General features: G+C 44.8%; 19 protein-coding genes. 13 read left to right on the top strand and 6 right to left on the bottom strand.

All coding sequences use genetic code 11. The annotated features are described in order from the left end of the window. The first annotated feature begins 140 nt into the window (after window positions 1-140). The 10 genes from GWO68_RS05790 (at window position 141) to GWO68_RS05745 (ending at window position 5774) form a co-directional block, all read left to right on the top strand. Window positions 141-641 carry a hypothetical protein gene (locus tag GWO68_RS05790; protein WP_235941955.1) on the top strand — a complete coding sequence of 167 codons (501 nt, stop codon included), beginning with the start codon at window positions 141-143 and terminating at the stop codon, window positions 639-641. 106 nt (window positions 642-747) lie between these two features. Beyond that, entirely contained in the window at window positions 748-1203 is a 456-nt protein-coding gene (locus GWO68_RS05785; protein WP_162345466.1) for a hypothetical protein, read from the top strand. 699 nt (window positions 1204-1902) lie between these two features. Further along, window positions 1903-2415, top strand: coding sequence for a hypothetical protein (locus tag GWO68_RS05780; protein ID WP_162345465.1), 513 nt, complete (start codon window positions 1903-1905; stop codon window positions 2413-2415). A 118-nt stretch (window positions 2416-2533) separates the two neighbouring features. Further along, entirely contained in the window at window positions 2534-3199 is a 666-nt protein-coding gene (locus GWO68_RS05775; protein ID WP_162345464.1) for a hypothetical protein, read from the top strand. 54 nt (window positions 3200-3253) lie between these two features. Next, complete coding sequence (locus GWO68_RS05770) at window positions 3254-3622, top strand: hypothetical protein (protein ID WP_162345463.1); 369 nt, start codon at window positions 3254-3256, stop codon at window positions 3620-3622. Between the two features lie 101 nt (window positions 3623-3723). Continuing rightward, window positions 3724-4326, top strand: a complete 603-nt coding sequence (locus tag GWO68_RS05765; RefSeq protein WP_162345462.1) for a hypothetical protein — start codon at window positions 3724-3726, stop codon at window positions 4324-4326. 219 nt (window positions 4327-4545) lie between these two features. Further along, window positions 4546-4815, top strand: coding sequence for a type II toxin-antitoxin system RelE/ParE family toxin (locus tag GWO68_RS05760; RefSeq protein WP_317164492.1), 270 nt, complete (start codon window positions 4546-4548; stop codon window positions 4813-4815). Then, the gene (locus GWO68_RS05755; RefSeq protein ID WP_162345461.1) at window positions 4799-5110 is read left to right on the top strand and encodes a helix-turn-helix domain-containing protein; all 312 of its coding nucleotides are present in this window, start codon (window positions 4799-4801) and stop codon (window positions 5108-5110) included. Before GWO68_RS05760 ends, GWO68_RS05755 begins: the two co-directional genes overlap by 17 nt. Before the next feature lie 143 nt (window positions 5111-5253). Continuing rightward, entirely contained in the window at window positions 5254-5493 is a 240-nt protein-coding gene (locus GWO68_RS05750) for a hypothetical protein (protein WP_162345460.1), read from the top strand. Beyond that, window positions 5481-5774, top strand: a complete 294-nt coding sequence (locus GWO68_RS05745; RefSeq protein ID WP_162345459.1) for a type II toxin-antitoxin system RelE/ParE family toxin — start codon at window positions 5481-5483, stop codon at window positions 5772-5774. Before GWO68_RS05750 ends, GWO68_RS05745 begins: the two co-directional genes overlap by 13 nt. A gap of 138 nt (window positions 5775-5912) precedes the next feature. Here GWO68_RS05745 and GWO68_RS05740 read toward each other — a convergent pair whose 3' ends face one another. The 4 genes from GWO68_RS05740 to GWO68_RS05725 all read right to left on the bottom strand — a co-directional run bounded on the left by GWO68_RS05740 (window position 5913) and on the right by GWO68_RS05725 (window position 10647). Next, window positions 5913-6317, bottom strand: coding sequence for a carboxypeptidase regulatory-like domain-containing protein (locus tag GWO68_RS05740; RefSeq protein ID WP_162345458.1), 405 nt, complete (start codon window positions 6315-6317; stop codon window positions 5913-5915). Window positions 6318-6605: 288 nt separating this feature from the next. Continuing rightward, on the bottom strand, window positions 6606-7058 hold the full coding sequence (locus tag GWO68_RS05735; RefSeq protein ID WP_162345457.1) for a PKD domain-containing protein: 453 nt from the start codon (window positions 7056-7058) through the stop codon (window positions 6606-6608). Between the two features lie 496 nt (window positions 7059-7554). Continuing rightward, entirely contained in the window at window positions 7555-7716 is a 162-nt protein-coding gene (locus tag GWO68_RS05730) for a hypothetical protein (protein WP_162345456.1), read from the bottom strand. A 498-nt stretch (window positions 7717-8214) separates the two neighbouring features. Beyond that, on the bottom strand, window positions 8215-10647 hold the full coding sequence (locus GWO68_RS05725; RefSeq protein WP_162345455.1) for an outer membrane beta-barrel protein: 2433 nt from the start codon (window positions 10645-10647) through the stop codon (window positions 8215-8217). An 82-nt stretch (window positions 10648-10729) separates the two neighbouring features. Here GWO68_RS05725 and GWO68_RS17895 point away from each other — a divergent pair, with 82 nt between their 5' ends. The 3 genes from GWO68_RS17895 (at window position 10730) to GWO68_RS05715 (ending at window position 12740) form a co-directional block, all read left to right on the top strand. Beyond that, on the top strand, window positions 10730-10858 hold the full coding sequence (locus tag GWO68_RS17895; RefSeq protein ID WP_262887473.1) for a hypothetical protein: 129 nt from the start codon (window positions 10730-10732) through the stop codon (window positions 10856-10858). Between the two features lie 75 nt (window positions 10859-10933). Next, on the top strand, window positions 10934-12010 hold the full coding sequence (locus GWO68_RS05720; protein WP_162345454.1) for a sensor histidine kinase: 1077 nt from the start codon (window positions 10934-10936) through the stop codon (window positions 12008-12010). Then, window positions 11991-12740, top strand: a complete 750-nt coding sequence (locus GWO68_RS05715) for a LytR/AlgR family response regulator transcription factor (protein WP_162345453.1) — start codon at window positions 11991-11993, stop codon at window positions 12738-12740. The genes GWO68_RS05720 and GWO68_RS05715 overlap by 20 nt, the downstream gene beginning before the upstream one ends. Window positions 12741-12895: 155 nt before the next feature. Here GWO68_RS05715 and ypfJ read toward each other — a convergent pair whose 3' ends face one another. Together ypfJ and GWO68_RS05705 are read right to left on the bottom strand one after the other, a co-directional pair. Next, a complete protein-coding gene (gene ypfJ, locus GWO68_RS05710; protein WP_162345452.1) occupies window positions 12896-13795 on the bottom strand; it encodes a KPN_02809 family neutral zinc metallopeptidase in 900 nt (299 codons plus the stop codon). Window positions 13796-14216: 421 nt separating this feature from the next. Then, window positions 14217-23477 carry a DUF4082 domain-containing protein gene (locus GWO68_RS05705; protein WP_162345451.1) on the bottom strand — a complete coding sequence of 3087 codons (9261 nt, stop codon included), beginning with the start codon at window positions 23475-23477 and terminating at the stop codon, window positions 14217-14219. Window positions 23478-23492 lie beyond the last annotated feature (15 nt).

Below are 23492 nucleotides of genomic sequence, written 5' to 3'. Positions count from 1 at the left end.
TGATCAGGATATTTGAAAAGGGGCTAAATAAGAAAATTGGTTTGACCTTCCTGTAGAAATTGCGCACCCTAACCCGGCACAGGCTCCATACTCGGCTTCGCCTCGTTCACAGCCTGTACTAACCGTTGGCATTAACTCAAATGAAAGCAAATAAGAGAATAATATTCTTTGCAGTTGTCTATATCCTGATAACACTTGGACTTTATGGAAATATGAAAGAAGACCAAAGCATGACTATTGCTTATGTTCTTTTATATTTTCCTGCCTTCTGGATAATGGGTGGTCTCTTACTTGGATTTTTACTTAAATTTAAAAAGATAAGTATAAAGACTCCTATTGACTTTGCAGCTTTTATTCTGTCCACTCCATTACCTGTAATTGCTTTTTTGGTAATAAGAAGTTTTAGTCCAGCAGCACAAAGTCCATCCTACACACGTGAATATAATAGGGATGGACACCGTCACAGAGAAGTGATGTACCAATATACCGATGGGCAAAAAGAAAGAATAGAGTACTATAAAAGCAGGGATTCTGTCAGTGAATCAAATCCTTTTCCTGCTGAAGATGTGTGGCTCAAAGATAGTGTGTGGACTTACTATAACACAGATGCTTCAATAAAGAAGCAAGTGAATTATAAATAAGTTGAAGGTAAATAAAAGAGCATAAGCCAACAAGGTTTATACCGTATGCTTCGGCTGATAGCCTTGCACAAGGTATACACGAACACGTTGGCGGTAATCAGAAACTATGAGAACAATCATTATAATTTCAATTTTTAGTCTGAGTTTATTTGGGTGTTCAGAAGGGTATCCAGAGTTAGGAAAAGGGTATAAAATTGTTGGAGAAGGAGGCTATACCACTGCTGTTGTGAATAACCAAAATACTATAGTGGTTTCGGAATATATACTTGACTATGCAACGGATTCAACTTTTGTTCTTATTGCTCAGTCCCCACCAGACAGCTTGCCTGAGATGAAATTCTTTTACTATTCAGATAATGATCGGAAAGAGATTGCAGCTAATAAAAATGTGTTCAGGCAATATTGGATTATTAACAAGAAAGAGAATGACTATTACTCATATGACTCAACAAATCAAGTGGCCAGATATTCAAATGTATATGGACCTTACAATAGGAGTCAATATTATGAGCAATGCATTAATTTAAACGTGCCAAAGAATCTAAAACTTAAAAACGATTAAAATGTCTGCCGCCAACAAAGTGCAGCTTTAACCCTTGCTACGCTGCGGGCTTCTGCTGCACCAGTACGTTGGCCGTGATTGTGAATTTACGGATTTAAAAGTGGCGCGATTTTCAGGCTTTTTTTAGGGGCTGGGCGGCATCAAAGGCCACTAAAGCCGGGCAACGATCAGAAAAAGAGCCAAAGGCATAAATGGAATTTTGGCCTGAGAAGTCTTGCTTCGGCGATGCCGGGAGAAAGCCAGCGCTTTCGGACGGGAGCGTCCAGACAAGACTTTGGTGAGGCGAAGTTATAGTTGGAAAATGACAAAGTCAAGAGCATAACTTCGACAGGTGGCTCTTTTTCAGAGAGTTGCCTTGCAATAGAGAGGCCAATGATTATTTAATCTTTCTTTTGATGGAGGCCAGCCCGGAGCCTGACGCCTGTGGCAACGTTGCTAATACCTCGCTATTAACAGCATTGCCACAGGGCTAAAGCGCCACTTGAGAAACTGATTTTTAATAGGTGTAAAACTTCCCAACCATCCGGGTTGTTTTTCCCTTATTTTTACATTCGCAGTACCGGGAGAAAAAGGGAAAAACAACCCCGCCCAACACACCCTAGCAGACACCTTCGCAAGCTTGACAAGTAAAAGCGTCTGCTAGACCATTTCGTTGGGCTAAATATGTAAGTATAGAATGAAGAATCTAAAAATAATCTTATGAAGCAGGGATTACTTATTTTAATAATCTTTGCTGTAATCTCTTGCGCTGAAGAGAAAGTAAATAATACAGATGAATCAACGTCTATTTCCCTAACGAAAGCCGAAGTCGAAAATAAACCTTCTAAAGAGTCTCAAGAAATTATTGCTAATACATCTTTAGTTGAAAGCCTAAAGCTAGAGACGTTTAGTACGTACTCTGATGATTTTATTGGCTGCGGATGTTCTTACTTTTTATCAGATCAAGACAAACAGAAGGGAAGCTTTATTTACATAGATGTGGGCGATATAGCGATGGTAAAGCTAAATGGACAGGTGCAGATAGTGAACTATAAGGGCCAGGGTAAAGGCTTTACCTACTATTCGAATGACTCTATAGAAGTTAAAAGAAGAACAACCAAAAGTGTAGAAAGCACAGAAATGGAAGAAACTACAGATGTTGAAGGAGTACTTACCGTTACAAAAGGTCAATATAAAGTTGAAAAAGAGTTTGTTGGGTACTGTGGTTGTTAATGAGAAAGTATAGCTAAGTTGCGATTAGAAATACTTAGCCCAACACAGTGCATAATACAGGCTTCGGCTACGCCTCACCCACATTATTGCACGAGACCGTTGTACAGAATCTTAATTAATGAAGAAATATTATATCATAACATACCGTGGGAGTACATCAGGCGAAAGTGGTGAACAATGTGGAACGGACTATATTTTTGACAATGCCTGTGTAGTTTGCGGAACTGGTGCTGAATTGAAGGGCACCTTGAAAGTTAGAGGAATAACTAAAACTAAGAAAAACCTCTTTGAAACAGTTAATGGTGATTGCCTAATATCTAAGAGTTTAAAAGAGAGTATAGTTGAAAAGCTACCAAACCTTAGATTAGAGCAAGTAGTTGATAAAAAGAATCAATCTATAGATTTTTACCACCTTTACACCAGATTGAATCTGCCAAAATTTAAGGAGACTTCTACTGGATATGTTACCGAAGACCAATGTCCAGTTTGCATGCGGAATGGTTTTTACAATGATGTAACAATAGGCAACCCTACTATAGTAAAACCTTTGGCTTTCACATATAACTACGAAGACTTAGTGTTAATATCTAACGCAATTATCTTGAAAACTTGGGAATGCAGAGGTCTATCTAACAAAGTTAAGTCTGGTAATAAGGTTGTAAGATTTGCGAGACCTTGGATAGTAGTGAGAGAAGATTTGAAAGAAGTTTTAGAAAGCGAAAAGATTAAAAATATTCACTTTGAGCAAATAATAATAGAAGGATGTGTACAACAAAACCTATAAGTTAGCTTCGCCACTTTATAGCAAAAACGTTGTGCATAATAAATATCATCCAAAATGAAGAAACTGACTTATTTACTAATCACGGCTCTGACTTTGAACTCCTGTTACTTATTTCGAGAAAATGGAATAGAAGTTGAAATTGAAAATAATTCAGCAGCTCCCATCTATGACGTGAAGTTTACAACGTCTGAAAAATTAAATTCTGTTGATTTTGCAGCCATAAGCACTAATGAAAGAGTTTCTGATTTTTTAAGAATGAGTGAAAATAAGATAGACGGGAGTTATGTGTTAGAATTTACTCGTGAGAATGGTGAAAAAGAAATAAGTAAAGCTGGATACTATACCAACGGTGGCTCTCTCGACAGTCGAGTTGTTTTCAAAATTGAAAAAGACACCGTTTTTGCTTCAACAAGCCAATACTAAAAATACTTTGCACAACATTGCACATAAGCCAAGCTGCGGCTATGCCTTGCTCACTTTATGTACCAACCGTTAGGCTAAATCTCAAACATAAATAAAAAGTAATGCTGAATCTTTACCTTTCAAGGACAAGTTTAATCGTTCTTTTTTCATTCTCTTTACTCATAACAGGTTGTGCCGAGAGCCATTCTTCCTTAGCAGAAGATGACTTAAAAGATTTATCAGCCTATGCAGTAGGTTTGAATGTATCAAACAGATTCGATTACTATCCTTTAATTGAAGTAAAAATCCCTCAAAGTCATAACCCAGAGCTTCATCAAGATGTACTGGAAATTGCTATGGTGATAGATACCTTAGCTATGAAATATATTGAACAAACTGGTGGGATAGCTGAAAATGGCACTTTTATGAATCCAAGGGAAAGTGGGGAGAAAGGAGCACAAATCTATAAAGAATTGAAAGTAGAAGCCAGATTAACTGATTTGCTCACTAAAGCTAAGGCAAAGGCAGGCTCTTCAGATAAGGACCTAATGAAGGTTACAGAATATATTGTCCAGAACCAGTTCTTAAGTGAGATACCTTACTTCAACCAGCAAAAACTAACGCAAAGACCGCTGTCAGTATTAAGCCTTGAACTGTTGCTTTTGGAAAATAAGATATGTGCTGTGCTACTGAATAGTCTATTGGTAAACAAAGAACAGCAATAGACTAACAAGGTGCATAATACAGGTGTCGGCTACGCCTCACCCATATCATAGCACGAACCCGTTACGGGAAATAAGGAAGTATAAAGAAATATTTTTTTGTAAATTATAGTAACTTTTAAGTTACATTTACTGTTGAAAATACAGCAGATGGAGAAAATCAGAGAAATCATCGCCTACAAAAACTACTTTGAAGATTTCTTATAGGAGCAACCAACAAAGGTGCAGGATAAGATATTCAAGATTTTGGAAGCGATAGAAACGCTTGAGCGGGTGCCTCAAAATTACCTGAAGCACTTGGCAGGCACAGATGGGCTTTATGAAGCACGCGTACAACTTGCTTCCAACATTTGGCGGGTCTTCTGTTTTTTCGACGAAGGCAAGCTGGTCATTCTACTTAACGGCTTCCAGAAGAAAACACAGAAAACACCAAAGAAAGAGATTGAAAAGGCACTACAATTAATGGCTGAATATTATGAAGGGAAAAGATAAAGAAAGAGAAGTTAGTTCTTGGGCAGACATCAAGAACAGAGTATACGGAATGAAAGGCACAGAGCGACGTGATAACCTTGACAGGGAGTTCGAATCGTTTAAAATTGGGCTTGAGCTAAAAAAAGCCCGTGAAGCTCGCCACCTTACCCAGCAAGAATTAGGTGAAATAATTGACAAGAAAAGAACTTACATATCCAGAGTTGAAAACGACGGAAGTAATCTCACGCTCAAAACCTTATTCGACATTGTGGAAAAAGGATTGGGCGGAAAAGTGAAAATCTCTATTGAGCTCTAAAAGAAGAATTACTACTCCGTAACCTGGTGTAGCCGCAACCCTTGCAACGCTTCGGGCTTCAGCTGCACGAGTAACATTGGCACGTAGAAAAGTTAAAAAGGATAAAAATTGAATTTATTCGTATATTTTCAAAAAGTTTAGATATGGCAGCTATAAAGGAGGATTTGCATAAACTGATTGATACCACTAATGATGAAAAATTATTAGAAGACATCTTCATGATTCTTTCCAGTAGAAGAAATTACAAAGAAGGAAGCCTTTGGGCCAGCTTAACTGAAGCTCAGAAACAGGAAGTTTTAGCAAGTGAGAGCGAAATTGGTAACCAATCTGCCTGGATATCTCAGGAAGAGATGAAAAGAAGAAACTCTAAATGGCTCAGATAGTTTGGAACAAGCGAGCAAGCAAACAATTAGCTGATTTACAAAACTATCTGCAGCAGGAATTTGGAGAAAAAACAGCGCAAACATTTACTTATAGAATATTCAAGTTTTTAGAACTACTTGTTAAGTACCCTCAAATAGGTACATTAGAAAGTCCTGAAAAAGATATTAGAGGATTTTTGCTGCACAGACACACCACCATTCTTTATAAGCAGAAAGAAGAAACTATATACATTCTCGCCTTATTCGATAACAGGCAAAATCCTCAGAAGAAGACAATCTGAAAAATAACAGGTGCCAACCCAGTTCAGCCTTTGTGCCTGGCTCCGCCACGTCCATCGGCTGCACCAACCCATTTGGTGGTAAGAGGAATTACAGATAATGCCTTGGACGAACCAGATAAAAACTTTACATATGCCATTTTAAAAGTATTTCAAAAATGGTCGCTGACCAACTACTGTCACTTCTATCAGCAAGCGGGTATCTTCAGCTAAAGCGATACGCAACTGAAGCGTTTTACCGGCGCCTACTACCTGTAAAGAATCTACCTGCTTCTTCTTATATCCCAGGAAATTTGTGTGTACAAAGTATAAGCCTTGCTGTAGGTTCTCAAAACTGAAGCTGCCTTTGTCGTCTGCCACAGTTACCTGCACAAATCCGGCATCTGTATGTTTTTTTAATATTATAGTTGCAAAAGGTACTGCTTTCTGGTTTAAACTGTCCTGTACCGTGCCTGCCAGCTGCCCTGTAGTGGTCTGGGCGAAAGAAGTATATGTACTCAGGCTGTATAAAACGAATGCTAGTGTTTTAAGTAATGTTGATTTCATGGGGCTTGTTGTTTAAGTGATGTCCAAACTTAAACAAGCCCTTATACCTTAAGAAAAAAGATACACCAACTGGCTTTTTGTAGGTACAAACCCAGCACTTTTGCCAGATTTTATCATACACCTTTACTTGAAATCAATCCTAAACTGATTTGATGTTGGCTTAGTTTCGCCGGTTGCAGCATATGGTCTACAACTATAAAAAGCTGCTCCATTTAATGTGGAAAGGCATTTTTGGTTTGACTAGTGAGCTATGACCAGTTTAGGTATGCACGATGCAGTTTCATCACGTTAATAATCCCAGGGATTGCAGGGGTCACCTATAGGGTCGCAATCAGGTGCACAATTGCAGGGCGGGCCAACTATAACAAGTACCGTGTCAGCATCAGACAAACCATCGTTGTCTGTTACTTTTAAAGTAAATGCATAATCTCCTTCAATTAAGTTTTTCACTTTGGCTTCAGCTGCAGTAGAATTGATAAGATTATAGGATGCAGGCCCGCTTAGCTTTGCCCACTCGTATTTAGCTATGGTACCATCGGCATCGGTTCCGCTGCCAACCAGTTTAACACTGTCCACGGGCAGATAAATACGCAGATCCGCTCCTGCATTGGCTATGGGTTGTTTCTTGTTACCCGCCGGATCAATCGGTGCCGGATCGGGATCATCACCATTACTGCAACCAGCAGCAAGTAAAAGCATCGTCCAGATAAAAATAACAGATAGGTAAAATGAGGTTTTCATGGCTTTATTAATTACTTAAAAGCATTCTAGTTCAGAGGCAGACAAAACAACTGGTGGGAAGTAAAGTATACAGCTGTAAGATGATACAACAAGACCTGGGGTTACAACTATAGTATTAAAAGAGAGGGCATTTAAGTAAAAATCCGTCTGGTAAGTCGTAGCAGTTAGCGTTTCGGGCTTCCACCCTTTACTGTACCAGGAAAATCAATTTGCCGGGTGCCGGCAAAAAATAAGGCAAGGATGTTAAACCAAACTGCAAGTCAAGGTTTTACCACATCGTAACTAAGTTTACGAATTCTGGCCAAAATCTGTCAGATCAACGGCTTCTGAACTAGGGGCATATGCTCTGAAAGCAGCGTTACCAGATTTGGGATACACTGGTAAATGAGAAGCCTTAGTTTGTAGCTACCGAAGGCTCGCCTGGGTTTTTCGCTCTGAACAAGAAACCGATGCCAGGGCAAAACACATGGTACTATTCTGGGAAGATGAGTATAGTTTAATCTTCGCTTTGGGGCAGTTTATTTGATGCGTTCGTATTTCCAGGCGAAGCTTTTTTCGCTTTTTTTGCTTCGGCTTTCAGAAGTTCCTGGTGCTCTTTTCTCTCCTTAAATTCTTTCTGTCGCTGCTTCTTTTGTTGGTCTTCTGCTCTGGTACCCATTATTTAGTCTGGTCTATTTGTAAAACGTGTTGGAGCTTAACGGCCCATACCTATACATCAGGTTTATAGTTATACGCTCTCACGAAAATACATTTTCATTTCGGGTACCGGGTAGTTAAAGCTGGCAAATTTTCGTTTACCAGTTCGTAAATTCCTTCCGCTGCGTACAACTATAAGCACACTACCCATAGCACATAGAACGATCTTTTGTTTCAATATCCTTCAATCCTATCTGCTTTTTATTAGCCAGGAGCTTAAAGTGAACAAGATGCGGGGCACGTGCCTTAGAACAACTGACCGTGATGGTAAAATTTAACTATAGTTACCTGCCGCTTGTAGCTGTCTATAGTTTGTAAATGTAAAAAGTTAGCACTTGCGCTGCTTAACTATGCAGAAAAAAGGAGGCACCTGCCACCAGGGCAAGCGCCTCTTCTGATTCAGGACAAAATCAGAACTTAATGCTATTTAGTGTTTAAGCCAGTGTCCTGTAGTTGTGGCTTATTTACCTCCTGCTCTGTTCACCTCATCCAGGTTTATGTTTTTCTTATTCGACTTAAACTCACTGCCTCTGCTGAAGCGGTACCGAAAATTGATCTTAAAGCTTTGGGTGCCCCTGTACTGATCGGACTCAATTGTGTTGCCAGTTATGTTTATAGTTCCCAGCACTTGTTTGGTTTTAAAGATGTCGGTAACGCTCATACTTATATCCAGTTTATCGTCCATAAAAGAACGCTTCAGGCCGGCATCTATTCCCCAGTTAGCATCTATGCGATACAACCCATAAGCTACCGGACCCTGGTAGGCTGCGTTTAGTTCAAGGCGTATATCCTTAGGCATTTGCACGGCTTGGCTTGATTGCAGCACAAAAGAAACCTGCTTGTTTTGCAGTAGTTGCTGTTCCTGCTCGTCGGTAAACTGCTGGTACAAAACAACAGCTGTATTGTTGATCTGCCATTTCGGGGAAACCTGGATTGGAGCTACCAGCGTTGCATTAAAATTCTTCATCTCCTTCAGGTTCTGCTGCTCAAAATAAGTGGTTTTGGCCCCGGCATCCTGCACCGGTATTTCGGCTATAAAGTCTTTTGTTACCGCGTAGCCCACTACTACATTGTAGCGTTGGTTAATGGTCTGGGTTACTGTAAAAGCGTTGGTATACTGCGGCTTTAAGTATGGATTACCCACCACCCAGGAATAAGGATCGATGTAGAAGATAAAAGGGTTAAGAGCACTATACTGCGGCCTGTCTACGCGGCGGCTGTAGGAGTAACTTACCTGGTAATTCTCGTTTACGGTATGCTGAAGAAACAACGTAGGGAAAAGGCTCAGGTAATCTCTGTTTGTTTTGTGCTTTAGCGTAACCGAGTTACCGGTTGCAAAGGTTTGCTCGGCACGCAGACCTGCCTGCACCGTTAGTTTTTTACCTATGGCTGTGGTGTAAGCGGTATACGCTGCTACAATATTTTCTTTGTAAATAAAATGGTTGCTGCGCTTTGCGTCCGGCTGCATGGTCCCGTCCGTCTCTTCGTAAAATTTTAACTCGTTGTCCGATATCACCCGGCTTGCTTTTGCGCCCAGTTCCAGTTTACCTGCCTTACCTATAGTTTTGGTAAAATCTGCTTTGGCAGCGTAAATGTCGTAGTTGTTCGGGTTGTCGTATTGCAGGCGGTTTATAGTTACACCGGCCGGTACGCCCAGGCTATCCAAGCGGTTCAGGAAGGTGGCATCATCCTGGCTGTAGAGGCGCACATAATCCAGGTCGGCAGATAAGGTAGTACCCAGCGTATCTAATTTACCCAGGTAATGCAGGTTTAGGGTGCTGTTCTGTTTATAAGCTTTTCCGTTGTTCAGCGCATCAATCAGCACATCCTTTTCCGGGTTGCCATCTGCCAGCTTAGCTATAGTTCTGATGTTGTTTTCGGTGTTGTAAACAGATGCGTCGGCCATAAAACCGATACTATGTCGTGTGGTAAGGTCAACATCGGTGCCCAGCCTTAAGGTAGGTACTGTTCGTGTTCCTTCCTCTCGCAGGTCCTGGCTAAGTTGGCTGTCCTGCTGGTTCCGGAAGGTGCGTTTCATTTTGTTTGTTCTGAAGTTGGCACGCTCTGCAAAATCAAAGCTGGCAAACGAGTTCCAGGGGCCTTTTTTATAGTTTACTTCCGCACCGGTTGTATAGCCGTTCAGTTGGTTGTATTGGTAACCCGCGTGCAGGCTGCCGTTAAGGCCCGTGTCTTTGTTCTTCTTCAGGTTAATGTTGATGATACCCGACGCGCCTTCGGCATCATACTTGGCAGACGGATTAGTGATGATCTCCAGTTCTTTGATATTGTCTCCGGACACATTCTGGAGCAGGCTTTGCAGCTCCTTACCAGTCATGTAAACCAGTTTGTTATTGATCATCACTTTTACATCGGCTTTGCCATTAAGTTTCAGGTCCCCGTTCTGATCTATCCATACACCCGGAGATTTAGACAACACCTCGTAAGCCGAACTTCCGGCGGCCATGGCTGTACCAGCTACATTTACCACCGTTTTATCTGCGTAAGTAACCACGCTTGGGCGCATCGCCTGTACTACCACTTCCTGCAATACCTGTGCATTCTCTTTTAAGGTTGTGCTTCCGAAGTCTTTCGTAAAATTGTCAGTGGTTACTTCAAAAGGTGCAGCATCCAGTTGTGTATATCCCAGAAAGTTGAAGCGCAGAAAGTACGTTCCTTTTGCCGGAGATTTTATCTGGAACCTGCCTTCGGCATCGGCGGTGGTGCCGTTAACAACTGTAGCGTTGGTAGCATTTAAAAGCGCTATAGTGGCAAAACCTACTGGCTGCCCCTGTTCATCTTTTACAGTGCCTGTTAAAAAACCAGTTGCCTGGCTAAAGCCTGCCAGCGGTAAAACAAATAGCAGCAAGATGAGGATGTGTTGTAAATTTTTCATTTTCATTACGTTTTATTTGTCCTGAAATCAATTAATTGATTCAAAGATGTGACAGCAGTAAAAGGATTGAAACCAGTTTCTGATGAAGCGGGACCTGCGGCAGGTGAAATGGGATATGCGATGCCTGAAATGGAAATGGCCAGCGATGAAACGGGCAGGTGAAGGAACAAAACCAGCAACTATAGCCGCTGCATCGCCGGTTTGTTTTTGAGCTGTAAATAGATTTACTTCGACATGAATTGTGCCCGAACCCTGACATGCCGGCCAGCAGGCGTTAACCTTTAGAATGCGTAAAATGCACGCCAACTATAAACCCTTTTTAAAACAGGTAGCTACCGCCGCCCTCACGACAGTATTCCTGTACTATGCGCTGGTGTTTGTACACCTGGGTACTATCTGGGTTTTTGACAGAGGTATCCTGGTCGAGCTATTGGTGGCGTTCTTTTTTCTGCTGGCTATTTTTTTGTCTAACAGTTTTATAGCGCAGGTTTTCGCTACAGGCTTTGCCAGCCGGCTGTCAGGTAATTTTAAGGCAGTTTTGGAAGGGATTACGGTAGTTGCCAGCAGTGTTACGCTTTGCTTTTTGTTATACTATGTGCCTTACAGGTTTATTTATTACGTAGCTGATACAGAGATAAATTTGTTGCCCGAGCGCGTGCGCCTGGCCTATGTCATCAGCAGTGTTACGGCACTTTTCTTCTACTATTTTGTGGAGCGCGAACGTAACCTGAAGCAGCTGCAGGCAGAGCATATACGCGCAGAACAGTTGCAGAAAGAAAACTTTAAGGCACAGTTAGAAGCCCTGAAAAACCAGGTAAACCCGCACTTCCTGTTCAACAGTTTAAACGTACTCAACTCGCTTATTTACATCGACCCGGACAAGGCAGCAACTTTTCTGGGCCAGTTGGCAGAAGTATACCGTGGCTTGCTTGATACCGGCGACAAACCACTCGTAACGCTTGAGAAAGAACTGCAGCTTGCCAACGCTTACATTTACCTGATGCAGACCCGCTTCGGCGATAACGTACAGTTTAAGGTTGATGTGCCTGCTGCCTACCTGCACTTGCAGTTACCTCCTACGTCGTTGCAGATGCTACTGGAAAATGCCATAAAACACAATGGCTCTACTCCTGCTAAACCGCTACACATCTCCGTGTTTGTAAAAGAAGATAAGCTGGTAGTGGAAAACAACATACAGCCACGCCTGGATGAAGTAACATCTACAAAAGTAGGTTTGCAGAACATCAGCAGCAGGTACCAGTATTTTACAGATGCAAAAGTAGAAGTGGCCCAAACCGGGCAGTCGTTTATAGTTGCTTTACCATTACTTAATGCAGCACCGTATGAAAGTAGTTATAGTTGAGGATGAGCAATTGGCGGCCAGCGCGCTTTCCGCTATCGTAAAGAAACTACGGCCACAGGCAGAGATCCTGTCGCAGCTGGGCTCTGTAGAAGAAGCGGTGCAATGGTTTATCCTACACCGGGCACCCGACCTTATCTTCTGCGACATACATTTATCAGACGGCAACAGCTTCGAGATTTTCAGGCAGGTAGCCATTAACTGCCCGGTTATTTTTACAACAGCGTATGACCAATATGCCATCGAAGCCTTTAAGGTAAACAGCATCGATTACTTACTAAAACCTATTAAGGCAGAAGATGTAGCCCATGCTTTAAAAAAATACGAAAACCAGCACCATCCTGTATCACTGGATATCAATAACCTGCAGCAGTTACTACAGCCACAGCAGCAACTAAAATCAAGGTTTCTGGTAAAGCAGGGACAGGGCATTAAAGCCATTGCTGTAGAGGAAGTAGCTTATTTCTGGGCAGAAGAAGGGGTGGTGTTTTTAGTAACCAGGCAAGGCAAACGCTTTATCATCAACTATACTTTGGACCAGCTGCAAGAGCAACTCAACAGCGCTGTTTTTTTCAGGGCAAACAGGCAGCTTATCGTTCACATTAATGCTGTGCAGGAAGTACGGCCCTACTTTAAAGGCAGGGTTTCGCTTCTGTTACAGCCCCCCACCGATAAAGACGTTATCATTAGTAGCAGCAAGGCACCCGAGTTTAAGGAATGGCTGGATATGTAGCTGGTGCTGGAAGTACACTATAGTTTAAGCTATAGTTATGGAAAAGCCGCCCTATGTATTTAGAGCGGCTTTTCTTTTTCTGAAACGTTATTTGCCCTACTGTCTGGGTGCTGGTCCATCAAACTATAGTTTCCGGTTCTGTAATTTTAGTTAAACTATAGTTGTGTAGCATTAAAGGTATCGCCTTGCGACACATCGCCGGTTTCAAAGCCTTTTCTGAACCAGCGTACCCGTTGGGCTGATGTACCGTGTGTGAAAGAGTCTGGCATTACGCGGCCGGTGGCCTGTTTCTGAAGGCGGTCATCACCGATAGCGCTTGCTGCATTCAGGGCTTCTTCCAGGTCGCCGGGTTCCATAAATCCGGTGGAGCGTTGGGTATGGTGCGCCCACACACCGGCATAGAAATCAGCCTGTAATTCCAATCGTACCATCAGTTTGTTAAAATCAGCTTCAGATAACTGGCCACGCATGGCGTTCACCTTATCCATGGTACCTGTCAGCTTCTGTATGTGATGCCCTACCTCGTGGCCTACCACGTAGGCTTGGGCAAAATCTCCTTCAGCACCAAGCTTGCGTTCCATCTCATCAAAAAAGCTGAGGTCGATGTATAGCTTCTCATCGCCGGGGCAGTAGAAAGGACCTGTAGCTGCCGAAGCAAGCCCGCATGCCGAATTTACCTGCTCCGAAAACAGCACCAGCGTTGGCTCCCGGTAGCCCTGTATCGTTTTGTTCCAGAAATCTTCGGTATCTGCCAGCACCACGGCCGTCTGGTCGGCCAGTGCCTGCTCTTCGGGGCTCGGCTGGTACGTTGTTGACTGGGCATATTGCGGACTGCCGCCTACAAACTGTTGCAGTAGTTCTAAGGGGTTGGTTCCTGTCAGGAACATAATGACCACTATTATACCTACAATGACCAGTCCTACCTTCGAGAAAAGGAGACGGAACAATGGGATCAGTAGCATGGGGCTTATGCCTCTGCCTCCTCCAAAACCGCCCGCCGATTGCCCTCTACGGTCTTCTATATTGCTGCTTTTTCTTCTGCCTTGCCATTTCATATGGATTCATTTTAATAAGATGAATGATTGTCTAGTTGCTTGCTTTCCATTTTGCCACTACTCCGTTATCACTATCCAAAGAGTTTAACGGGGGCGGCTATACTTGGATGTATACATTGCACACAGAATGTTGTTACAAGATCAGAAACAGGGCTTGCACAGTTATTTTTAACTGGTTGCATACAAACTATAGCCGGCATCCCCGGAAGCAAGTTGCAGGATGATTTAACAGGCCAACGAACGAAAATGCTCCTAAACTATGGATATGCTCATGTTATCAGAACCTCGTCAAACAGGAAACTATAGAACACAACTACCTGGCCTGCTACACAAAAAAAGGCCGCTCCGTAATAACCGGAGCGGCCTTCTGTTTTAAGTTTTACCTATTAGTATTAAGTATGTCCTGTGAATGAACCGGATGTTATTTCTCCAATACTAACTTAACCGATTTTGTTGTTTCATTTGCTTCAAGTTTAAGAATGTATAACCCGGCAGTAAGCGTAGCACCGTCAATAACTATAGTTTGGCGTTCGCCTGCTTCCGCTTTTCCAGATTTCAGTACAGTTACTAACGCACCCATATTATCGTAGAGCGAAAGGACAAAATCTCCGGTTTCCTGCAGTGTAAAATTAACAGTTGCTGTTGCCTGGAACGGATTCGGGTAAACCGTTAAGTTGTTCAGCTCATCGTTGCCTACAGCTTGCAGTGTGCTTACAGAAGCCGCCGAAACCGAAGTAGCTACAATCGTAAATTTATCCCGGGTTGTTGTGCTGCCTGCAGGCGTAGTGACTGTAATTTTTACCGCACTTGGCAGCTTACCGTTAACCCCGGGCACTTTGGCTATAATAACCCCGTTGTCCATCCTGAAGGTTGCGGTGGCCGGCCCGAACGTTACTTTTGTTGTACCTGCCAAATTCAAACCTGTGATGCGTACTTCGGAGCCTATTGCGCCGCTTGCCGGGCTAAAGCTTGCTATAACCGGAAGTGCCATAGTTGCAGGTATAACCGTAAAGTCTGCGGTACTGGTAGTTGTTCCGCCCGGCGTAGTAATACTGATCTTTCCGGTAAAAGCCCCAGCCGGTACTATAGCTTTTATGGTGTTATCATCTACCAAAGTGTATTGCGCAGCCGTCTGGTTAAACATTACCTGGTTAGCACCAGTAAACCTGTTCCCACTGATCACAACTTCATCGCCAACTGCCCCTGAAGTTGGGCTAAAACCCATTATCACCGGAGCCTCTGGTATAGTTGCCAGCACGGTTATAGTTATGCTTTCAGAGGTAGCAGTTTCGCCGTTTATATCTGTGGCTTTGGCAACAAACCTATAGTTACCCGGTACATCTGCACTCCAGACAAATGCCCAGCCGCTTGCACCGCTTTGGCCTTCACCCAGCAGGTTGTCTGTACCTCCATCAGTTCGCTGGTAAAACTCAACTTTAGCAATACCGTCGTTGTCTCTCGCATCTGCTGTTATAGTTACATTGGTAGCCTGTGCAAAACTGGAGCCTGAAACCGGCGAAACAATTTGTACCGTAGGCGCTGAAGATGCTTCTTTCAGCACCACAAAGTCAGTGGCGCTTGTTGCGGAGCCGTTGGCAGCTATGACTCTTATTTTACCGGTAATGGCCCCCGCTGGCACCGTGGTTGTCAGGCTGGTTGCCGACTGAGAAAGTATAGCGGCTTGCAGGTTGCCAAAGTATACCGCTACCGGGTCGATCAGATTTCTGACTGCCAGTATAACCTGTGTACCTTCAGTACCGCTCTGCGGGTCAAAACTTATTAATTCAGGAACGGACTGTTCGTTTACAGTGATGGTTATGTTTTCGCCGGTTTGTGCCAGGCCGTCGCTTACCCTGAGGTTGATCTTATAAATCCCTTTCTGATTTGATGCTGGCTTCCAGGAGAACTCACCTGTCAGTGCGTTGAGCGATGCCCCTGCCGGAAGTTTGTTTGCCGAATAACTCAATAACTGTTCTGGAATATCAGCATCTGTTCCCACCATTTTAAAGTAAAGCGTGGCTCCGATACCGATTTGCTTATTACCAATTGTTGCAAGCACAGGCGCCTGGTTCACTTCCGTAACGTTAACCCTGATTTCTTCTTCGTCTGTCAGGTTGCCATCACTAACTTTTACCACAAATTTGTAAGTGCCAGGTCCGTTAAGTTCAGAAGGTGTCCAGGTAAAGGCGCCGGTTTTTGCATCTATTTTAGCTTCAGGCACGGCACTTACCAAGGTGTATTCCAGGTTGTTTACAGGAAGGTCAGGGTCTGCTGCAGATGCAGTAAAAGCCAGTTGCACGCCTTCCTGCGCCGATTTACTACCTATAGTTGCCAGCACCGGGGCAGCGTTAACTTCCGTAACTGTTACCTGTATCTGCTCTTCAGCCAACAATACTCCATCCGATACGCTGATCGTTATCTGGTGCACACCATCCTGGTTTTCGGTGGGGCTCCAGGTAAAGGCGCCTTGCTGAGTTATAGCAGCGCCTTCCGGTGCGCCGGTTAAACTATAGGTCAGGGTACTGGTAGGTACGCCATCGTCTGTAGCTTGCACCTGGAAGCTTAGCAAATTACCTTCGGCAATGGTCTTATCGCCAATGCTTGTCAGAACGGGCACCGTATTTTCAGGCTGATTTATAGTTAGTTTAAACTCATCGCTCACTTCTCCGCCTTTTCCATCCTGTGCTGTTAAGGCTATAGTCAGGAAGGCCGGGCTGCCTGCGGGTGGTGTACCGCTAAAGGTGCCCGCTGTAAAACCAAGCCAGGTTGGCAATGCTGTTCCATCTGCTAACTTCGCACTATAGGTCAGGGCATCTTCATCGGGGTCAGTAAACGTGCCAGCGTCCAAAGTATAAGTAAATGCAGTGCCTATAGTGGCAATCTGGTCCGGAATAGCCTGCGCCACTACAGGAGCCTGGTTTGCAGGTGCATTTACGGTAACAGCCACCTCTGCCGAAGTAGTAACCGCGCCTTTGTCATCTGTAGCTTTGGCTGTAAGCTTATAGTTGCCCGCCGCTACATTGGCCCAGTTATAGTTCCAGCCATTGGTACCGTCTGTATCCTCTCCTATTGATACTGCCCCGTTAAAGAATTCTACTTTCTGGATAGTTCCGTCTCCGTCGGTTGCAGTTGCGGTAACAGCTATAGTTGCCGGAGCTGTAAAAGCGGCATTGTTTTCAGGGGCAGTAATGCTTACTACCGGCGGTTGATTTGCAGGCGCATTCACCGTTATGTTAACTATCCCTGAAGTTGTAACTGCATTTTTATCATCCGTTGCTTTGGCCGTTAACTGATAGGTACCAGCTGCCACACCCGCCCAGGTAAACGTCCATACCTCTTCTGAAAGAGCACCGTTCCCTATTTTATTTTCTCCGTTGTAAAACTCTACTTTGGCAACAGTGCCGTCGGTATCGGTGGCATTGGCGGTTATAGTTACCGATGCAGGTGCAACAAACGTAGCATTATTTGCAGGTGCTGTAATAGCTATAGTTGGCGAAGCATTATTTGCAGGCGTAACAGTTGTGTTAAACACCACATCTACCCAATAGTTAGATGATTTAAAGCTCTCGGTCGGGAAGGCAGGCGTTGTACTTTCGATGTACACACCATTACGGCTACCGGTAGTGTCTTTTAAAGCAATCAGCGGGCTTCTGTTTAAGGCTTGGGTAAATGCATTGTTTGCGGCGGTATAAGACCCGTTGCTACTATGGTATGATATAATATAAGTAGTACCCGCACTAACAGCCACCGGAGCTGAGAAGGAGGCTTCCTGCCAGCCAGATGCTGTTTCGTTTTCAAAAGTTACTGTAGCCAGTGCTGTGCCGGTGTTACTATACAGCTGCCCGGTATGTGTGCCGGTGTTTTCAGGATGCTTATAAAACCTGACACCCGTAATATACCCGTTTACAGTAGACCTGAACCGCATACCTAACTGAATAGCAGAACCGGTAAAAATATTGACTACAGGCGGCTCAGTTGAATTGAAAACAGTGCACGGGCAAATGGCTGTTACTGTTACAACCGATGCTTCTGAGACGGTAACAGCACCGTTGTTGTCTGTAGCTTTTGCTGTTAAACTATAGCTTCCGGCAGTTACATTGTTCCAGGTATAACTCCAGCCATCTGTACCATCCATATCAACTCCCAGGCTGGCGGTGCCATTCAAAAATTCTACCTGCCGCACAGTTCCATCCGTATCCGTTGCATTGGCAGTAATTGCTATAGTTGCAGGTGCCTGTAACGCTGTGTTGTTTGCCGGTGCCGTAATGGCTACTGTTGGGGCTACGTTCTGTTCCGGTGCTGTCGTGTTAAATACCACATCTACAAAATAACTGGCTTCGTTAAAAGTTTCGGTTGGGTAAGCAGTTGTAGGTGTGTATTTGTACAGACCGTTGCCTGCACCTGTAGCACTTGCAGGTGCTATTAAAGGTGTCCGGATAACATCGTTCACAAACTCATCTCCTTTTGCAGAATAATATCCCTGGCTACTGAAATAAGAAATGACATACACAGTGCCTGCCTTCACAGAAACAGGGTTTGTAAAAGTTGCTTCCTGCCAGCCTGATGCAGTTTCGTTCTCAAAGGTAACTTCCGCTAACGCAGTACCACCGCTATTGCTGTATAACTGACCGATATGCGTACCCAAATTGCCTTCCTGTTTATAAAACCGGACGCCAGTTACATAACCATCCACGGTCGCTTTAAAACGCATGCCTAGTTGTATTCCATTCGCTCCTTCACCATCTCTCTGCAAAGTTCCAGTTGGTGCATCCGTTGGCTGATAGATACTGCACGGACAGGCAATGGCTCCTGGTTCTCCTATAGTTACCGATAAGGTTACGGCTTCACCCATGTTACCAGAATCGTCGAAAGAGCGGCTTTGTATAGTTGCCGGGCCCTGTGTGGTTGGTGTCCAGGCAAAAGTCCAGTTGGTTGTTCCGTTTGCTGTTTTCCAGGTAGTGCCACCATCCGTCGATACTTCTACCCCGGCTATCGTTGCAGCATCTGTCGCGGTACCGCTTATAATAACTTCTCTGTTGGCTGGCAGTGTAGTATTATTTGCAGGGTTACTAATTGCTGTTACAGGTGCCTGCGTATCGGTAGTGGCAGAAGCTGGTGTTAACCCTGCCTGTAGATTTTCGGGCTGCACGCCCATGTCTGCAAACAGGTTAACTGTTGCCTGCTGCATGTCCTTACTGGCAGGTGCGCTGCCCCGGTCGTGGTTACTGTCCAGTCCCCACGACCATTGCACTGTGCCGGCTCCAAATACCAAAGCGCCACTGGTGTGCCTGTAAAGCGATACCTGGTGCACTTTATCTCCTACCTGTGTTCTGGAAAGTATGATTCTGCCTTTCGGGTAAGTAGCCCTGAACTGCTCTTGTTCCGGGTTCCATTCATAACCTATAGTTCCCTGTGTTAAGGTAGCCGCCTGTCCGTCGGCCAGCGAGGCTATACTTGTATTTCTCCAGAAGCGAAGGTTTTTAAAAGTAGCGGGCACCTGTATCTGAGCTGTATTCTCAGCCCAGCTTATCTGCCCCGAAAGTTCGTTTTCGGGGTTGCAGGCCAGCGGGTCTCCTGAGGTATACTCACAGCCGCTTCTCCAAAGTCCGGTCCATTCCGAGCTTGGGTCACATTTACCGTTGCAGGTATTTTCGCCACTCGAGCCTTCTTTATAGCACACCAGGGTACGGTGCGATGCCCCACTGCCATCTACACTGTTCTCCCAGCGGGTTTTCCAGTATATTTCGTTACCACTAAAAAAGGCCAAATGCGTGCCTGCATTGCGGGCATTGGTAACGTGCGTGCGCTGCGCGCCGGACCAGTATTCGTCGTGCCCTACAGACATAAATACCTTGTGGTTCCTGATGAGGTTACCGCGGCGGTCACTGTCGACATTGGTTGTGTAAGTTACATCATAGCCATTTGCTTCAAGCCAGCGGATCATAGGGTACTCGGCATTAAATATCCAGTCCTCCTCGGTTCCGCCACCGCCACCACCATTTCTGGTTACAAACGGACGGTTATAGCTTACTTTTACAGCTTTGCCACCTGCGCCGGCGTAAAGGCTGCGGCCATTGCTGTTATCTCCATACACGTTATAAGCCTGCCAGGTAGCATCAGATGTCTGGAACAGCAGATCGGAAGTGCTCGCATCATCTCTGACTATAAACATAATATGGCTTGAGCCACCTCCGCTTCGGGTTAACCTGGCAATATAAACCCCGGATACAGCATCGGCAGGTATAGCCCAGCTGGCCGATTCGCTCCAGTTACCGCAATCCAGTAGTCCTGTAGCTTCGTCATAAATGCAGTTAGGTTGAGTTTGCGGCAGCGTGGCTGTTACCGTAGCAGTTCCCTGCAGGCGGGCGCCATTGCCCTGGTAATAACCGAGGCGGTAAATATTTATCGTATAGGCACTTGCATTGGTCTTGATCTTAAACTTAGCTGTTTCGCCTTTGTTGTAGCTCATGTCGGTAGCAAAGCCCTGTATGCTCAGATCGCCGGCGCCTGAGATCTGCCATTCCGATTCGGGGTTGCCCTGCAGCTCGTTTTCTTCTTTTATGCTTCGGGACATACCGGGAGTGGTAGCGCCTGCAACCGTTATGTTTATAGCTGCTGAGGTAGTGGTCAGGTTACTGTTGTCTGTAGCCCTGGCCGTAAGCTGATAAGTGCCTGCCGCTTCACTTGTCCAATTAAATTCGTAAGGGCTTGTCAGGTCTTCGCCTAATAAGTTTGTACCGTTAAAAAACTCAACTTTAGCTATAGTTCCATCGCTGTCTGTTGCATCAGCTTTAATACTGATGGAAGCTGGCGCGGTAAAAGCAGCATTGGCAGCCGGCGAAGTCAGGGCTATAGTTGGTGCGTTATTTCCTGGCTCTGTGTTTATAGTTGCGTTATAAATCACGTCCACCCAATAGTTACCTCCGTTAAAATTTTCTGTCGGGAAAGCTGGTGAGCCGGTGTATCTGTACACCCCGTTTGGTCCGTCTACACCGGATGCAAGGGCTTGCAGGGGAGCACTATCTTTGGAAGTTGTAAAATAAGGCACCGTAGCCGAATAATATCCCGCACTGCTGTGGTACGAAATAACATAGGTAGTACCTGCAACAATAGATACCGGTTCAGAAAACAGCGCTTGCTGCCAGCCTGATGCCGTTTCATTAGTAAATGCTACTGAAGCCAGCACTGTTCCGGAGTTGTTGTAAAGCTGACCGGTGTGGGTACCGGTGTTGCCTGTTTGTTTATAAAACCGTACGCCAGTTACAAAACCATTAGCACTGGCCCTGAAACGCATACCAAGCTGTATACCAGTTGAGTTATCGCGGTAAAGCTGCGATGTTGCGGAAGGCCCCTCTGTAGCACTGAAAACTGAACAGGGGCACTTCGCTGCTACAGTTATACTGATGACCTCCGAAGTTGTAGCAGTTCCTGTGTTGTCGGTGGCTTTTGCAGTAAGGCTATAGTTGCCTGCAGCTACAGGGGTCCAGTTAAACTCATAAGGGGCAGTGGCATCTTCTCCCAGTTTTGAAGCACCATTATAGAATTCTACTTTAGCAACCGAACCATCCGGGTCTGTAGCATCAGCGGTAATGTTAATAGTTGCCGGAGCCTGTAATTGTGCACCGGTTTCAGGTGAAGTTATAGCTACTACTGGTGCCTGGTTTGGTAAAGCAGTTGCATCGTACCTGGCCACATACGTACCCGAGGTTACATTAAAGAAAGCATACTCCACCCCTTTTATAACTTCGCGCCGGGTTGTTACGGTGTTGCCATTAATTGTAAGGCTTATCAGTTGCCCGCTGCGCTCAGTTATGGGTAGCATACCTTCTATGCTTCGGGCACCGGGTGCTATACTTGCCGTAAAGTTCAGCTCACTTCCATCCCAGGTCATCGCACTAAAGGCAGAGCCATTTCTGCCATCGAGCCATGCAAGCAGTTGTTTAGATGAAATAACCGGAACGTTACGGGCTTTGGCAGCTGCAATAATCACATCCGAACCTTCCGATGTGGCGTCATCGGTGTGCATGTTGGCGCAAAAAGTACCATAGTAACCGGTAGCACCCAAAGCGTTATCAAGCAATTTTGTTATATGCTCGCTATACACCATGCCAGACTCATCTGTCATTTGGGTTGTAACCTGGTAGCAGTTTATAGTTTCGCCGCTAAGGCTGGCAAAGCGCATAGGCAAACCTGAACCGGTAAACATGCCTGGCCTGTTCTGCAACCAGGCTGCCGGCCAGTAATAGTAGTTGGCATCTAACCGTATTCCATTCCTGGATTCTATAGTAGGCTGTGAGTCCCAATCGCTCCAGGCAATGCAATGGGTACGGTTGGTAACCGGTGCCGATATGCTTTGGTATTTGCTCCTGAAAGAACTCAGCTGGGTGGTATAAATTTCGGAAAGTGAGGAGGGTGTAAAATTGTCGCAGTTTGTGTTTACGTGCAGTGCAACCTCGAAGCCCTGATCCTGAAAAGCCTTAGCTTCCGCATCGGTAAGAGGTGTGCTAGGGTATATGTAAGATGTACCCCTTATGGCTCTCCAGTCGGCTACGGCTTCGGCGCTGTTATCTTCACTTAGCGCCAAGTATTGATTAAAGCGTCCTTTGGTACCGCCGGTTCCGTGGTCATCCCCCGTCATTACAACGGCTGCTTTTAAGCCTCTTGGCAAATACCAGAAGCGTGGCAATGGCTTACGTGCCCGTTGTAAAATAATGTTTGCCAGTAACCGTTGTTGCTCATCTGCTTGCGGAATGGCTACTTTATTCAGGTCTACCCAATCCGGGTAAAACAGGTCATTGGATCGGATAGGGCCTGACTGTCCGTCTCTTTCTTCACCGGCCCAATCCGGGTTGCCTTGCCGTAAGTATACCACGGAGCGGGCTAGGTCGTAGGTGAAAGCAACTGCGCTGCCCCCAAGGGTACCAACCTGTTTTATAGTTACTGCCGGGTTACCTGTTACTGTACTTGCGTTTGAGTAGAGTTTGGCTAGTTCGGTGGCACCATCTAAACTATAAAGATCTGCTTCGCCTTTAAACTGTATCGTTTCGTTTACAATACCTTTACCCGGACCAGAGGCAGTCTGCACTTTTAAGTACCTGTTGGCTAAGGTACCTCCTGTTGCTGCCAGGCCAAGCAAACCTGCCAATTTAGGATCAGGGCTGAAAGTGATAAGCGTACCTCCGGCCTCTGTCCAGTTCGAAAGCATTGCTACCTGTGCGTCTGTCAGTGCAATATCGCCAACTATAGCTACATCGTAATTGTTTAAGACGTCGGCGGTTAAGGCTGCTACATCTGTTCTTCCGAACCCATTAAACCCTTCTGCCAACAAAATTTCAGCGGTATATTCACTGAATTTGTTTGATGCGGAAGAAACCAGAAGTATAGAGCCACTACCACCTGCAACGGGCAGGGATGCACTTACACCTTTTGTTATGGCTTGTTTAATATGCTCGTATTCTGACCTGTTTTGCTTTTGGTTACCTGCGCTGTTAAGGTATTCTGCATTATTGTTTGATGCCAGGATAATATCGGCAGCATCTGGTTTTTGAGACGTTAATACGCTCTGCACTATAGCTTTAACAGGGTTATGTACTAGTATCTGGGCTGAGGCGATATAACACAGGAGAAGGGAAATAACGGAAAGTATAACGTTTCTCCAGGTAGGTGTATAAGTGGTTTTCATGAGGTAATCAGTTAC

It is taken from the genome of Pontibacter fetidus, from assembly GCF_010119545.1.
GTDB classification, from domain to species: Bacteria; Bacteroidota; Bacteroidia; order Cytophagales; family Hymenobacteraceae; genus Pontibacter; species Pontibacter fetidus.
The sequence above is the reverse complement of the archived record's forward strand: the minus strand, read 5'-3'. Positions and strand labels throughout refer to the sequence as shown.